The 13842-nt window shown below is 69.1% G+C and carries 13 protein-coding genes; 4 read left to right on the top strand and 9 right to left on the bottom strand.

Translation table 11 applies throughout. The features are described from left to right. Window positions 1–29 precede the first annotated feature (29 nt). From HPF_RS14530 to HPF_RS14490, 9 genes are all read right to left on the bottom strand, one after another. Complete coding sequence (locus HPF_RS14530) at window positions 30–1244, bottom strand: exo-beta-N-acetylmuramidase NamZ family protein (protein WP_133156989.1); 1215 nt, start codon at window positions 1242–1244, stop codon at window positions 30–32. Beyond that, window positions 1241–1846, bottom strand: coding sequence for a DOMON-like domain-containing protein (locus tag HPF_RS14525; protein ID WP_133156988.1), 606 nt, complete (start codon window positions 1844–1846; stop codon window positions 1241–1243). The genes HPF_RS14530 and HPF_RS14525 overlap by 4 nt, the downstream gene beginning before the upstream one ends. Beyond that, window positions 1846–2286, bottom strand: coding sequence for a hypothetical protein (locus HPF_RS14520; RefSeq protein ID WP_133156987.1), 441 nt, complete (start codon window positions 2284–2286; stop codon window positions 1846–1848). The genes HPF_RS14525 and HPF_RS14520 overlap by 1 nt, the downstream gene beginning before the upstream one ends. An 87-nt stretch (window positions 2287–2373) precedes the next feature. Continuing rightward, window positions 2374–3414, bottom strand: coding sequence for an ACR3 family arsenite efflux transporter (gene arsB, locus HPF_RS14515; RefSeq protein ID WP_133156986.1), 1041 nt, complete (start codon window positions 3412–3414; stop codon window positions 2374–2376). A 4-nt stretch (window positions 3415–3418) separates the two neighbouring features. Continuing rightward, a complete protein-coding gene (locus tag HPF_RS14510) occupies window positions 3419–3919 on the bottom strand; it encodes an arsenate reductase ArsC (protein ID WP_133156985.1) in 501 nt (166 codons plus the stop codon). A gap of 20 nt (window positions 3920–3939) precedes the next feature. Further along, complete coding sequence (locus tag HPF_RS14505; RefSeq protein WP_133156984.1) at window positions 3940–5220, bottom strand: hypothetical protein; 1281 nt, start codon at window positions 5218–5220, stop codon at window positions 3940–3942. Then, window positions 5217–5567, bottom strand: coding sequence for an ArsR/SmtB family transcription factor (locus HPF_RS14500; RefSeq protein ID WP_133156983.1), 351 nt, complete (start codon window positions 5565–5567; stop codon window positions 5217–5219). The genes HPF_RS14505 and HPF_RS14500 overlap by 4 nt, the downstream gene beginning before the upstream one ends. Before the next feature lie 64 nt (window positions 5568–5631). Then, window positions 5632–6543, bottom strand: coding sequence for a polyphosphate kinase 2 (gene ppk2 / locus HPF_RS14495; RefSeq protein ID WP_133156982.1), 912 nt, complete (start codon window positions 6541–6543; stop codon window positions 5632–5634). An 11-nt stretch (window positions 6544–6554) separates the two neighbouring features. Further along, window positions 6555–8714: a PhoX family protein gene (locus HPF_RS14490; protein ID WP_133156981.1), complete on the bottom strand. Its 2160-nt coding sequence runs from the start codon at window positions 8712–8714 to the stop codon at window positions 6555–6557. Between the two features lie 224 nt (window positions 8715–8938). On the opposite strand from HPF_RS14490, the gene HPF_RS14485 reads away from it, so the two are divergent. The 4 genes from HPF_RS14485 (at window position 8939) to ppk1 (ending at window position 13841) form a co-directional block, all read left to right on the top strand. Then, window positions 8939–9796 (top strand): GNAT family N-acetyltransferase, encoded by an 858-nt coding sequence (locus tag HPF_RS14485; protein ID WP_066260121.1) that lies wholly within the window; start codon window positions 8939–8941, stop codon window positions 9794–9796. A 65-nt stretch (window positions 9797–9861) separates the two neighbouring features. Further along, the gene (locus tag HPF_RS14480) at window positions 9862–10707 is read left to right on the top strand and encodes a UDP-2,3-diacylglucosamine diphosphatase (RefSeq protein WP_424955199.1); all 846 of its coding nucleotides are present in this window, start codon (window positions 9862–9864) and stop codon (window positions 10705–10707) included. Further along, the gene (locus tag HPF_RS14475; RefSeq protein ID WP_133156979.1) at window positions 10704–11765 is read left to right on the top strand and encodes a glycosyltransferase family 4 protein; all 1062 of its coding nucleotides are present in this window, start codon (window positions 10704–10706) and stop codon (window positions 11763–11765) included. Before HPF_RS14480 ends, HPF_RS14475 begins: the two co-directional genes overlap by 4 nt. A 9-nt stretch (window positions 11766–11774) precedes the next feature. Beyond that, the gene (ppk1, locus tag HPF_RS14470) at window positions 11775–13841 is read left to right on the top strand and encodes a polyphosphate kinase 1 (protein ID WP_133156978.1); all 2067 of its coding nucleotides are present in this window, start codon (window positions 11775–11777) and stop codon (window positions 13839–13841) included. Window position 13842: the final 1 nt, after the last annotated feature.

Here is a 13842-nt window from a genome sequence, read left to right as displayed (position 1 = left end):
TGCACGCCGCGGCGCAGGCAGCTTTTCGCTCAGTAGAGCAGGAACGGTCGACGGGCTTCCGTCCACGCCGCTTCATCGGGCGCGGCGACAGCTTCCAGATCGTCGGCCGTGGCGTTCATGTCGTCCACCCACTCGCGCAGCGCCGGTCCTCCGTTGATGAGGTCGATCGCCAGGCGGTCGCGCTCGTACTCGTACGGGAAATCGCGCCAGAGCGGGTAGTCGAAGGCCTGCTCGCGCACGGCTCTGAAGGCCAGGGCCTGCAGGCGCCAGGGCTTGAAGGCTGCGTGGTCGTAGTGCTGCGGGTCTTCAACGTGGATCTGTACGCCCGCGCAGAGCTTGCCCACGTGCTTGTGGAAGGTCGGCTCGAACCAGCAGGCGCGCAGCCGGCAGCCGGCCAGCCACTGCGGCGCGATGCGGCGCATGTCGGCCAGCAGGCGGGTGGTGTCGATGTCGGGCGCGCCGAAGAGTTCGAGCGGGCGCGTGGTGCCGCGGCCTTCGCTGAGCGTGGTGCCTTCGAGCATCACGGTGCCGGCGTAGGCTCGGGCCATCCAGAGGTTGGCGGCGTTGGGGCTGGGGTTGACCCAGGTCCGCTGGTCATCGGCGCTCATGGGCCAGCCGTAGCCCGGGCCTTCGTCGGGCCGCCAGCCGTCCATGGTGATGACGCGGTATTCGACGTCGAGATTGAGCAGGTCGATGAACCAGTGGCCCAGCTCGCCCATGGTCATGCCGTGGCGCATGGGAATGGGGCCGGCGCCGACGAAGCTCTCCCAGCCTTCGCGCAGCAGCGTGCCTTCCACCGGGCGGCCGGCGGGGTTGGGGCGGTCCAGCACCCACACCGCCTTGCCGTGTTGGGCCGCCGCTTCCAGTACGTAGCGCAGCGTGGTGATGAAGGTGTAGATGCGGCAGCCCAGGTCCTGCAGGTCTACCAGCAGCACGTCGAAGGTCTCCATCATCTCGTCGGTCGGGCGCCGCACCTCGCCGTACAGGCTGAACACCGGGATGCCCAGCCGCGGGTCGGTGAAGTCGGGCGACTCGACCATGTTGTCCTGCTTGTCGCCGCGCAGGCCGTGCTGTGGGCCGAAGGCGGCGCTGAGCTTCACATCGGGCAGGGCGGCCAGCGCGTCGAGCGAATGGGTGAGGTCGCGCGTGACCGAGGCCGGGTGGGCGAGCAGCGCGACACGGCGGCCGGCCAGCGGAGCGCGCAGGGCGGGGTCTTCGAGGAAACGTTCGAGGCCGAATTTCATGCGGACGGAGGGGCGGGTGGAAACGGGGGCAGGGCGGGGCGGAAGGTCCAACCGGCGCTGTGGTGGAAGTCGGGCCGGTCGGCGCGCGGGTGGTGCAACGCCCAGTGGCTGATCTGGCCATCGAGGGTCTCGATGACCGCGGTCAGGCCGATGGCGGTTGGTCGTGCGGGCAGCAGCGCGCCGGGCAGCCAGGCCTGCAGCACCAGCGAATCGGCGGAGCGTTCGGTGGTGATCGTCGGCCCGCTGGGCGGTGGCGCGTCGCCGGGCACGCGCTGGCGCTCGGCGCTGAAGCGGTAGACCGCCCACTGCCCCGAGGGTGAGAGGTTGAACTCGTGGTAGCTTGGACCGTCGCCGTCCTGCACAAAGGCTTCCAGGCAGGTGTGGCGCCAGAGGCCGTCGGTGGCGCCCACGGCGGGCGGAGGAAGGGCCAGCGCGTCGATGTCGCCTTCCAGCCGGTAGCGCAGCAGCCAGCCCGGCCCGTCGTCGGACGCCACCAGGTCCAGGGAGGCCGAGACGCCCAGACCCGCGGGCCCTTGTTCGCCGGGGTGGACCTGCAAACGCAGTGGAGCTGCTTGCAGACCGCCGGATGGTGCGCTGGACATCAGGGCTTGTAGCACTGGCCGGCGGCGTCGACGTCCATGCGCAGCAGTTGCTTCTTGCCGTTGAACACGCCGCCCGCGCTGTAGGTCAGGCAGCCTTCGCCGCGGTAGTGGGTGACGATGCGCTGGCCGTCGGCGCCGAAGTAGAAGGGAATCCAGTTCTTGCCGGTGGTGTGGTTGTAGAGCTGATCGGGCTCGCCGATGAGCTTGTAGACCTGCTCCAGCTCCATGCCGATCTTCACCTTGGCGAAGCGGCTGTCGGGCGCGGGCGTGCCGCTGATTTCGCCGTCGAAACTGTTGTCGTAGGACCGCACGACCCGCACGTCGCTGCCGCTGCCAGCGGCATCCGCCTTGGGGGCAGGCTGGTCCAGCGAGATGCTGGAGCAGCCCATCAGCACGAGGGTCGCGGTGCCCAGGGTCAGGGCCAGTCGTGAAGAGGGCATGGGGGCTCCTTGGTGCGTGGTCGGTGCAGCATGGCGGAGCCCCTGAGGGGACGACCGCGTCGCTGCGGTCGATTGTAGTGAGCGGGGTCAGTGCGAGGGCCTGGCCCGCGCCGTTCCAGCACTGTGCTGGCTGCGGTTGAGGAAGGCCACCAGCGAGAGCATCACCGGCACCTCCACCAGCACACCGACCACCGTGGCCAGGGCCGCGCCCGAGTGCAGGCCGAAGAGGGAAATGGCCACCGCGACCGCCAGTTCGAAGAAGTTGGAGGTGCCGATCAGGCAGGCCGGCGCGGCGATGTCGTGCGGCAATTTCAGCCAGCGCGCACCCAGGTAACCGATGGCAAAGATGCCGTAGGTCTGTATCAGCAGCGGGATGGCGATCAGGCCGATCACCGCGGGTTGGGCGACGATGGTCTGGGCCTGGAAGCCGAACAGCAGCACCACGGTGGCGATCAGGCCAACCACCGACCAGGGCTTGAGCCGCTTCACGAAAGCGTTCACGGCCGCCTCGCCGCCGCGCGCCAGCCACCAGCGCCGCGTCAGCACGCCCGCCACCAGCGGCAGCACCACATACAGCACGGTGGACAGCAGCAGCGTCTGCCACGGCACAGTGAGGTCGGTCACGCCGAGCAGGAAGGCGGCGATGGGTGCAAACGCAAAGACCATGATCAGGTCGTTCACCGACACCTGCACCAGGGTGTAGTTGGGGTCGCCCTTGGTGAGCTGGCTCCACACGAACACCATGGCGGTGCAGGGCGCCACGCCCAGCAGGATCATGCCGGCGATGTACTCGCTGGCCGATTGCGGGTCGACCCAGTCTGCGAACACGACGCGGAAGAACAGCACGCCCAGAGCCGCCATGGTGAAGGGCTTGACCAGCCAGTTGATGACCACGGTGAGCAGCAGGCCCTGCGGCCGTTTGCCGACGTCGCGCACGGCCGCGAAGTCGATCTGGATCATCATCGGATAGATCATCACCCAGATGAGCACGGCGACGATCAGGTTGACGTGCGCGAACTCGACCGCGGCGATGGCGGCGAAGGTGGCAGGTGTGAGCAGGCCCAGGCCCACGCCGGCCAGGATGCCCAGGCCGACCCAGACGGTGAGGTAGCGTTCAAAGAGTCCCATCGCGTCAGCCCTTCTGTGCCAGGTCGCGCGCGGCCTGCTGCAGGCGCAGGCGGTCCACGCCGCTGGCCGGCAGGTTGATCAGCAGCTCCAGCCGGAGGCGGATCGCGAGCAGGGTCTGCTTGAAGGTGTCCAGGCGTTCTTCCTCGGAGCCGGTCACGTTGGACGGATCGGGGTAGCCCCAGTGCGCGGTGGCCGGTTGGCCGGGCCAGAAGGGACAGACCTCACCCGCCGCGTTGTCGCAGACGGTGATGACGAGGTCCATGTGCGGCGCGTCGGGCAGGGCGAAGACGTCCCAGCTCTTGCTGGAGAGGCCTTCGGTGGCGATGCCAGCGTCCTGCAGCGCGCGCAGGGCCAGCGGGTTGGGCTGCTGGTTCTCGCGCGGGCTGCTGCCGGCGGAGAAGCCCCGGAAGCGCTGTTCGCCGCCGACGCGGCCCATGTGGTTGAGCGCCGCTTCGGCCAGGATGGAGCGGGCGGAGTTGTGGGTGCAGAGGAAGAGGACGTTCATGGTGGAGGGTGCAAGAAAAGTCAGAGGGTGCGCGGCAGCACCACCACGGGTGAGAAGCCGCCGCCTTCGGTGCGGAAGTTGGTGGTCTGGCCGGCCCAGGTGCGGGCGGCCAGCAGCTGCACCTGGCCGCGGTAGGTGTAGGCGCGCAGGTCCAGCTTGAGCCGGGTGGTCTGGCCGTCCACCGACACCAGGCGTTCGCTGGGCGGCACGGTGGCCTGGGCTACGTAGTCGCCGGCCAGGATCTCGCTCCACACGCGCCGGGTGAGCTTGTCGCCGCGGTAGGCGGCGCGGGCGCCGAAGCCGGCCGCGGGTTTGAAGAACAGCCCGCGCCGCTGCGCCCAGAGCGCCTCGGCGTGGTCGGTGGTGACGCGCTGCGTGGCGGGCACCACGCGGCGCAGCAGGGCACGGTCCGCTTCGTTCACGCCCCAGCGTTCGAGCAGCGCGGCGTCGGACAGGGTGACCAGGTTGCGCTTGTCGGCGTACAGCGCGTGGGTGCGCGGGTGGGGCGTGACCACGGCGGCGCCGGCCAGATAGGCCTGTTGCAACGCCTCGTGGCCACCGTCCTGCAGGTAGAAGTCGGTCAGCCGGTTGTAGACCAGGTCCACCGGCGTGCCGGCGGGCAGGGCAGGGTGCCAGAGCGCGCCATCGCGCCACTGCAGTTCGCGCGGGTCGGCCACCACAGCGGTCAGGCCGTGCGCAGCGAACAGCGCGCGCGCCATCTGGAATTCGGGCGCCAGGTACTGGGCCTCGGGCGCGTCGTCCACGATCAGGATGTTGCGCAGCGGCGCATCGCCGCGCTGCGTCTGCCACTCGGCGCGGAACATGGCGACGAAGGCCTCGTCAAGGTGGCGCAGCCGGTCCCGCGGGTCGAACACCTGCTGGAACGATTCGCAACAGGCCCGGTGCGCCCGCGCCAGGGCGGCGTTGAGCAAGGCGCCGCCAGCGTTGCTGTTGATCTCGATCAGGCGCGGCCCGCCGTCGGCCAAGTGGAAGTCGTAGCCCATGAAGACACCGGCGGGGCCGTGGTCCAGGCGGGCGATGGATGGTGCGCGGTCCAGCGCCTGCTGCTGCCAGCCGGGCAGGGCGATCACGCGCTCCAGCGTGGCCACCGCGTCGGTGATCTGGTCCATCACCCCGGCATCCAGGAACACCGCCGAGCGCGAGAACAGGTGCGGGTGGCTTTCGGCCAGCTGGGCGGTGAGGCCGGCCAGCGCGGGTTCGGTCTCCAGCTGCTCGCGCAGGCGCGGCGTTTCCAGCGTCTGGCAGGCGCAGCCGAGGTTGAGCGCGTCGGCCAGGTTCATGCCGGGTCTCCGCAGTCGGTGCAGGCCGGGGGCGCGACCTCGCATGCTTGCCCGCCGCAGCAGTGCTCGGTGAGGTAACCGAGCAGCGCGTTCATGCGGTCGAAGTGGGCGCGGTAGATCAGATGTCGACCCTGCGGCTCGGCGCTCACCAGGTTGGCATGCACCAGTTCCTTGAGGTGGAAGGACAGCGAGCTGGGCGCGACGTACAGGCGCTCGGCGATGGCGCCCGGCGTCATGCCGGCCGGGCCGGCCACCACCAGTTCGCGGAAGGCGCGCAGGCGCACCACCTGGGAGAGGGCGGTGAGGGCGCTCAGGGCCTGCTGCTCGGCGGGTGTTATTGTTTCCATATTTCAATGATAGTTGAAATATTTGGGTGAAAACACGCCGCTGGTCGCGGCGTGGTGTCTCCATTCAGTAGATGGCAGGAACCATCATGTCCACCGGCACCGCCTGGCGTTTGTAGTCCTCGTGCCGTTCGCGCTGCGGCAGCACGATGGCCGGGCGCTCGATCTCGTGGTAGGGCATCTGGCCCAGCAGGTGGTGGATGCAGTTCAGCCGCGCCTTCTTCTTGTCGTCCGCCTGCACCACCCACCAGGGCGATTCGGGGATGTGGGTGCGTTCCAGCATCACCTCCTTGGCCTTGGTGTAGAGCTCCCAGCGGCGGCGCGACTCGAGGTCCATCGGGCTGAGCTTCCACTGCTTGAGCGGGTCGTGGATGCGGCCCATGAAGCGCAGGTGCTGCTCCTCGTCGGAGATCGAGAACCAGTACTTGATGAGCTGGATGCCGTTGCGCACCAGCATCTTCTCGAACTCGGGCACGTCGCGGAAGAAGGCCTCGTACTGCTCGTCGCTGCAGAAGCCCATGACCTTCTCGACGCCCGCGCGGTTGTACCAGCTGCGGTCCAGCAGCACGATCTCGCCGCCGGCCGGCAGGTGCGTCACGTAGCGCTGGAAGTACCACTGCGTGCGCTCCCGGTCGTTGGGCGCCGGCAGCGCGACCACGCGGCAGACCCGCGGGTTCAGCCGCTGGGTGATGCGCTTGATCACGCCGCCCTTGCCCGCGGCGTCGCGGCCCTCGAAGATGATCACGACCCGGTGCCCGGTCGCGACCACCCAGTCCTGCAGCTTGACCAGCTCACCCTGCAGCCGGAACAGCTCGCGGAAGTAGTGGATGCGGCTGGAGGCGCTGGCGCCGGGGCGCCCTGCGTCCTCGCCCAGCCGGTCCTCCATCTCCAGCTCGAACTCCTCGTCCATCGAGTCGAGCAGGTCCTCGCGCAGCTGCGCGATCTGCTGGTCCGTCCGGGCCGGGATGTCGCCGTTCATGCTGCCGCCCATCAGCTGCCGATGACGCCGCCGTCGTTCTTGGTGATGACGATGGTGGCCGAGCGCGGGCGCTGGCCGGCTCCGTAGCCGGCGTTGGCAGGCCACTGGCTGGTGTACTTCGACGGGTTGGTCACGTCGGCCATCTTGGTGCCTTCACCCGGGTGCTGGATGTTGATGAACACCGCGCGGCCATCGGGCGTTTCGCACCAGCCGGTGATCTCGCAGTCCTTGGGGCCGACCAGGAAGCGTGCCAGCGTCGACGGCGTCGGGGTCTTGCCCACGTAGGTGGTGACTTCCCGGTCGCCGTGCTTGATGGTGCGGGCCGTGCCGTCGCCCTGCTTGCCGGGGATGGCGGCCAGCATCATGCAGTTGGTCTTGTCGGTGTAGGCGCCGTCGTCGGTCTGGATCCAGCAGATGCCGGTGGCCGGGCTGAACACCAGGCCGTCGGGCGCGGACATGTCGTTCTCGTCGGTCAGGCTGGACAGGTTGACGGTGGCCTTGTCGGCGTCGGCCTCGGCACCGAACACATAGATGTCCCACTTGAACGTCAGACCGGCGGGCGAGGCGTCGGCCAGGCGCGCGATGTGGCCGTGCACGTTGCCCTTCTGCTCCTTGCTGCCCTTCATGTCGGTGTAGACGCGCGGGTTGGGGGCGTCGGCGGTGGCGGCGGTGCGGGCGCTGTTGTTGGTCAGCGTGAAATAGACCTCGCCGGTGCGCGGGTGCACGCCGTTCCATTCCGGGCGGTCCATCTTGGTGGCGCCCACGGCGTCGGCGGCCAGGCGGGTGAAGATGGCCACGTCGGCGTTGCTCTTGAACTCGAAGTAGGAGCTGTTGGCGATCTGCGGGTTGTTCATCGACAGTTCCAGCCACTGGCCGGTGCCGTCGCCCTTGAAGCGGGCGGCGAACAGCGTGCCCTTGTCCAGGTACTTGTCACCTGCGGCCAGGCGGTTGGCCGGCCGTGCGTCCTTCGGGTCCCATTTGGCGTCGGAGACGAACTTGTAGATGTACTCGCCGCGGGCGTCGTCGCCCATGTAGGCCACGATGGGCTGGCCGGCCACCGGCTTGGCAAAGGCCACGCTCTCGTGGGCGAAACGGCCCAGGCCGGTGCGCTTGCGCATCGGGGCGGTGGTGTCGTATGCGTCCACCTCGACCACATAGCCGAAGGTGTTCATCTCGTTGCGGTAGTCGTCCTTGGCCGAGGCGCCGATGGCGCTGTTGTTCCAGCGCACGAAGCGGTCGTCGCTGCCACCGCTCTCCCAGCCGTGGCGGCTGGCGTCGCCCGCCTTGCGACCATAGCGCTTGAGCGCCTGCACCTGCTTGTCCTTCTTGCGTGCGTCGTCGTCCTTGGCGTCGCGGAAGAAGTAGCCGAACCAGTTCTCTTCACCGCTGACGAAGGTGCCCCAGGGGGTCTTGCCGGTGCCGCAGTTGTTGAGGGTGCCGCGGCAGGCGGTGGCGTCGGGGCTGTACTTGGTGACCAGGTGCTCGCTGCCACGGGCCGGACCGTGGATGACGGCCGGCGTCATGGTGGTGATGCGGCGGTTGAACGGCGAGCTGGTCTTGTAGGCCCAGCGCTTGCCATCGGTCTGCACCTCGACGAAGGACAGGCCGTGGATGGCCAGTTCCTTGTCGATCTCGGCGGCCGGGCGGGGCAGGGTGGCGGTGCCGCCGTTGGCGTGGATGAAGAAGGAGGCCAGCTTCTCATCGGTGGTGGCTTCGTGGTTCACGCCCAGGATGCCGCGGCTGTTGTAGCTGGCCGAGGGCTTGCCCTGCGCGTCCAGGCCGAACCATTCCATGCCGTCGTGGTGGTCACCGGCGCGCTGTTCGAACTGGGTGTCGGTGCCGTCGTTCTTGAACGGGGCCACGCCCGCTGCCAGCGGGTCGCCCAGGGCGTAGATCACCTGGGCGGTGTAGCCCTCAGGCACGATCACCTTGTCGGCGAGGCTCTTGGGCACGGCCTTGAAGCCCAGGCGGTCCAGCTGGGTGGCGCTGTCGCTGCCCATGGTGGTGGCGCAGCCGGTGACAGACGCGGCGCCCACGGCGGCACCCGCCAGCCCCGCGCCGCGGAACAGGCTGCGGCGGCTCAGGCGGGTTTCCAGGACCTGTTCGAAGGCCGGGTTGCTGGAGGTGTTCGACGCTTCGTTGTTGAAGTGCGATTCGGTTTTGTGGCTCATGTCGGTTCCGCGTGGGTTGATGGAAAACGCGTGGAGTCTGTGCGGCGGCTGTGAAAGTTTGATGACGCTTGTGCGGCAGTTTGTGGGGCGGGCCTGCAACGTCAAAAAAGTTTCATCGGGATGCCACGGGAGGGACATGGCGGGGCCGGAGCATCGTGGCCATGAGCAAGCGATCCATCCACCCAGCGTCCGTTGTGGACGCCATCCCCACCCAGGAGCCCACCATGCGAGAACTGCCCACCCCGACGCTGGACCTGTCGCCGCTGCCCGACTTCCGGAGGTCACTTCACCCACGCACGGACGCTCCCGCTGCGGTGGTGGTCCCCGGTGCGGTGGTCCAGGCGCCGGCCGGCATCGACGTCGGCTGGGCGCGGCACCTGGACGAGGTTCGTGAGGCGCAGCGCCTGAGGTACGAGGTGTTCGCCGGCGAGATGGGGGCCATTCTCTCCAACGCCGTGCCCGGCCACGACGTCGACCTGTTCGACGACTACTGCGAGCACCTGCTGGTGCGCGACGGCGCCACGCGCAAGGTCATCGGCACCTACCGCGTGCTGACCCCCCAGCAGGCCAAGCGCGCCGGCAGCACCTACAGCGACACCGAGTTCGACCTGGTGCGCCTGCGCCCGCTGCGCGAGAGCATGGTGGAACTGGGCCGCAGCTGCGTGCACCGCGACCACCGCCAGGGCGGCGTGATCATGGCCCTGTGGGGCGCGCTCGCGGCCTTCATGCAGCGCAACCGGCTGGACACCATGATCGGCTGCGCCAGCATCCCCATGCAGTACGAAGGCCCGCACGGCATGATCGGCGGCGGCCACGCGGCGGCGAGCATCTGGCGCCAGGTCAAGGACAAGCACATGGCCCCGATCGACTGCCACGTGCGACCCCGGCTGCCGCTGCCGGTGGAGCGGCTGGACAGCTCCCTGGAGGTCGACCCTCCGGCGCTGATCAAGGGCTATCTGCGCCTGGGTGCCAAGGTCATGGGCCCGCCGGCCTGGGACCCTGATTTCAACGCCGCCGACCTGCCGATGATCATGCGCATCGCCGAGATGCCGGCGCGGTACCGGCGCCACTTCGGAGTTTGAACGTGGTGCCCCCCCGCGCCGCCTTCGGCGTCACCCCCCCAGGGGGGCGGAGCCTGTGGCCCGGCATAGCCGGTTCCACGGCTCCACTGGATGAGGTGCCTGCTTCGGCGGCACATCGGCTCCGTGCGGTGTTCATTTCGGACATTCATCTGGGCACGCCCGGGTGCCAGGCCGATGCCTTGCTCGACTTTCTCAAGCACCACCCCAGCGACACGCTGTACCTGGTGGGTGACATCGTCGATGGCTGGCAGATGCGGCGGCGCTGGTTCTGGCCGCAGTCGCACAACGACGTGGTGCAGAAGCTGCTGCGCCGCGCGCGCAAGGGCTGTCGCGTGGTGTTCGTGCCGGGCAACCACGACGAGTTTGCGCGTCAGTTCGACGGCATGCACTTCGGCGGCATTGAGGTGGCCAACGAGGCGGTGCACACCACCGCCGACGGCCGCCACCTGTGGGTGATCCACGGCGACCACTTCGACGGCGTGATCCAGTGCGCCAAGTGGCTGGCCCATGTGGGCGACTGGGCCTACGGCGTGACGCTCGAACTCAACCGCCACTTCAACCGCATTCGCCACAAGCTGGGCATGCCCTACTGGTCGCTCTCGCAGTACCTCAAGCACAAGGTCAAGCGCGCGGTCAGCCACGTCAACGACTTCGAGCGCGCCGTGGCCGCGGAGGCGCGCGAGCGCGGCTACCACGGTGTGGTCTGCGGCCACATCCACCGCCCCGAGATGCGCACCATCGACGGCACGCTCTACGCCAACGACGGCGACTGGGTCGAGAGCCTCTCGGCCCTGGTCGAGCACCAGGACGGCCGGCTGGAGCTGGTGCACTGGCACCCGATGGGGCACGGCGGCCTGACCCTGCCGCTGAAGGAGCCCCAGGCGATCCCGGGGGTTCTGGCACCCGCATGAAGATCCTGCTGGTGACCGACGCCTGGCAGCCCCAGGTCAACGGCGTGGTCACCACGCTGGTGGAGCTGGTCCGGCACCTGCAGGGCGCCGGGCACGAGCTGACGGTGATCCACCCCGGGCAGTTCCGCACGCGGCCGTGCCCCGGCTACGCCGGCATCGACCTCGCCCTGTTCCCGGGCGCGCGCCTGCGGCGGCTGATGGACGAAGCCCAGCCCGACGCCATCCACATCGCCACCGAAGGCCCGCTGGGCTGGGCCGCGCGGCGCCACTGCCTGCGCCGCGGCTGGCCGTTCACCACCGCCTTCCACACCCGTTTTCCCGAGATGCTGCAGCTCGCGCTGGGCGTACCGGTGTCCTGGGGCTATGCGCTGCTGCGGCGCTTCCACCGGCCCAGCCGCGGGGTGATGGTGCCCACCGGCGGGGTGCGCCGCCTGCTGGAGCAGCGGGGCTTTGCCAACCTGCGCGACTGGACCCATGGCGTGGACACCCAGCTGTTCGCCTTCCACCCCGAGCCGCGCGAATGCCCCGGGCTGGGCCACCTGGCGCGGCCGGTGAGCCTGTTCGTCGGTCGCCTCTCGCACGAAAAGAACATCCAGGCCTTCCTGGACCTGGACGTCCCGGGCAGCAAGGTGGTGTGTGGCGTGGGGCCACTGGAGCAGGCCCTGCGCGACCGCTACCCCGGCGTGCACTGGGTGGGGCTGCTGGCGCGGCGCGAGCTGGCCGAGGTCTACGCCGCGGCCGACGTGTTCGTGTTCCCCAGCCTGCACGAGACCTTCGGCCTGGTGATGCTCGAAGCCATGGCCACCGGCCTGCCCGTGGCCGCCTACCCGGTGGACGGCCCGCTGGAGGTGATCGGCGACTCCCCCGCCGGCGCGATGCACACCGACCTGCGCGAGGCCTGGTCGCAGGCGCTGCGCGTGCGCCGCCACCAGGCCCGCCAGCGCGCGCTGGACTTTGGCTGGGGGCGGGTGGCCGATCTGTTCCTCTCCCACCTGGTGCGGCTGCCCGGGCAGCGCCGCGCCGTTCTGTCACACAAACGTCATCGGCTGGTCGAATAATCGTCATTGATGAACCCGCCCACCCCCAGCCTGACCTTTCTCGACCGGGACCACAGCATCCTGGCCTTCAACGAACGCGTGCTGGACTGGGCGCGGCGCGAACAGGTGCCGCTGCTGGAGCGCCTGCGCTACCTGTGCATCGTCTCCAGCAACCTCGACGAGTTCTTCGAGGTGCGCATGGCGCCGCATCTGGCCGCCTTCAATGCCAACGAGCCGCGCGGCCCGCAGACGGCGGACGACTATGTGCGCCTGAGCGCCCAGCTGCACGAACTGGTGGCGCAGCAGTACGCGATCTACAACGACGAGCTGCTGCCGCTGCTGCAGAAGCAGGGCGTCGAGCTGGTCTCGCACGGCGAGCGCGACGCCGCCCAGCGCCGCTGGGTCAAGGCCTTTTTCGAGCGCGAGGTGCAGCCACTGCTGATGCCGGTGGGCCTCGACCCGGCGCACCCGTTCCCGCAGGTGGCCAACAAGTCGCTCAACTTCATCGTGCGCCTCAAGGGGCGCGACGCCTTCGGCCGGGAGAACGAGGTCGCCATCGTCAAGGTGCCGCGCGTGTTGCCGCGCTATGTGCGCGTGCCCGGGCCCAAGGGTTCGAAAAAGACGGTCTTTGTCTCCATTTCCAGCCTGATCCGCTCGCACCTGGCCGACCTGTTCCCCGGCCGGCAGGTGACGGAGTTTTCACAGTTCCGCGTGACGCGGCACTCGGATCTGGCTGTGGACGAGGAAGAGGTGAAGAACCTGCGCACCGCCCTGCGTGTGGGTCTGCAGCACCGCCACTACGGCGAGGCGCTGCGGCTGGAGGTGTCGGCGGGCTGTTCCGAGTTCCTCTCCAGCTTCCTGCTGGAGCAGTTCGCCCTGCCGCCGCAGGCGCTGTTCCGCGTGCCCGGGCCGGTGAACCTGGTGCGCCTGAACCAGCTGATCGACCAGGTCGACCAGCCCGCGCTGCGCTTTGAGCAGCACACGCCGGGCTGGCCGGTCCAGCTGGTGCCGGGTCAGTCCTTCTTCGAGCGCATGCAGCAGGGCGATGTGCTGATCCACCAGCCCTACGAGAGCTTCGACGCGGTGCTGGCCTTCCTGCGCGAGGCGGTCAACGACCCCGACGTGCTGGCCATCAAGCAGACCATCTACCGCACCGGCAGCAAGGCCGAGATGATCGAGCTGCTGCGCGAGGCGGTGCGGCGCGGCAAGGAAGTGACCGCGGTGGTCGAGCTCAAGGCGCGCTTCGACGAAGAGGCCAACATCAACTACGCCGAGCGGCTGGAATCGGTGGGCGCCCAGGTGGTGTATGGCGTGGTGGGCCTCAAGACCCACGCCAAGATGCTGCTGGTCACGCGCCGCGAGGGCGGGGTGCTGCGCCGCTACGGCCACCTCTCCACCGGCAACTACAACCCCGGCACGGCGCGCCTGTACACCGACCTGAGCTACCTGACCGCGGACAAGTCGCTCACCGCGGACATGGAGCAGGTGTTCCTGCACCTGGCCAGCCAGAGCCGGCTGCCGCGCCTGAAGAGCGCCCTGATCGCGCCCTTCCACCTGCACAAGGCCATGCTGGAGCGGGTCGAACGGGCAGGGCTGGCGGCCCAGTCCGGCCAGGACGCGCGCATCATCCTCAAGATGAACGCCCTGACCGACGAGCCCATGGCGCGCGCGCTGGCGATCGCTTCGCAGCGTGGGGCGTCGATCGACCTCATCGTGCGCGGCGCCTGCATCCTGCCGGCGCAGGTGCCCGGCGTGACCGACCGGGTGCGCGTGCGCTCGGTGATCGGCCGTCTGCTGGAGCATTCGCGGGTGTTCTATTTCCGGTGCGGAGACGAGGAGGAGCTCTGGCTCTCCAGCGCCGACTGGATGAACCGCAACATGCTGCGGCGGGTCGAACTGGCCTGGCCGGTGACCGACCCGGCGCTGCGCCAGCGTGTAAAGGACGAGTGCCTGTCGGCCTATCTGCACGACACGCGCGACGCCTGGCTGCTGCAGCCGGACGGCGACTACCGCCGCGCCAGCGACGCCATCGAGGGCCCGGGCCTGTCGGCCCAGGCGGCGCTGATGGCCCGCTACGGACACCGTTCCCAGGAGTGAC

This window comes from Hydrogenophaga pseudoflava (assembly GCF_004353865.1).
GTDB lineage: Bacteria > Pseudomonadota > Gammaproteobacteria > Burkholderiales > Burkholderiaceae_C > Hydrogenophaga > Hydrogenophaga pseudoflava.
Note: the sequence above shows the minus strand (reverse complement) of the source record. Positions and strands in the feature narration are given on the sequence as shown.

Coding starts and splice junctions, on each gene's coding strand:
- ppk1 (WP_133156978.1), top strand. CDS start 11,775: ATGAACCCGCCCACCCCCAGCCTGACCTTTCTCGACCGGGACCACAGC.
- HPF_RS14485 (WP_066260121.1), top strand. CDS start 8,939: ATGCGAGAACTGCCCACCCCGACGCTGGACCTGTCGCCGCTGCCCGAC.
- HPF_RS14500 (WP_133156983.1), bottom strand. CDS start 5,567: ATGGAAACAATAACACCCGCCGAGCAGCAGGCCCTGAGCGCCCTCACC.
- HPF_RS14510 (WP_133156985.1), bottom strand. CDS start 3,919: ATGAACGTCCTCTTCCTCTGCACCCACAACTCCGCCCGCTCCATCCTG.
- HPF_RS14490 (WP_133156981.1), bottom strand. CDS start 8,714: ATGAGCCACAAAACCGAATCGCACTTCAACAACGAAGCGTCGAACACC.
- arsB (WP_133156986.1), bottom strand. CDS start 3,414: ATGGGACTCTTTGAACGCTACCTCACCGTCTGGGTCGGCCTGGGCATC.
- HPF_RS14475 (WP_133156979.1), top strand. CDS start 10,704: ATGAAGATCCTGCTGGTGACCGACGCCTGGCAGCCCCAGGTCAACGGC.
- HPF_RS14525 (WP_133156988.1), bottom strand. CDS start 1,846: ATGTCCAGCGCACCATCCGGCGGTCTGCAAGCAGCTCCACTGCGTTTG.
- HPF_RS14520 (WP_133156987.1), bottom strand. CDS start 2,286: ATGCCCTCTTCACGACTGGCCCTGACCCTGGGCACCGCGACCCTCGTG.
- ppk2 (WP_133156982.1), bottom strand. CDS start 6,543: ATGAACGGCGACATCCCGGCCCGGACGGACCAGCAGATCGCGCAGCTG.
- HPF_RS14530 (WP_133156989.1), bottom strand. CDS start 1,244: ATGAAATTCGGCCTCGAACGTTTCCTCGAAGACCCCGCCCTGCGCGCT.
- HPF_RS14505 (WP_133156984.1), bottom strand. CDS start 5,220: ATGAACCTGGCCGACGCGCTCAACCTCGGCTGCGCCTGCCAGACGCTG.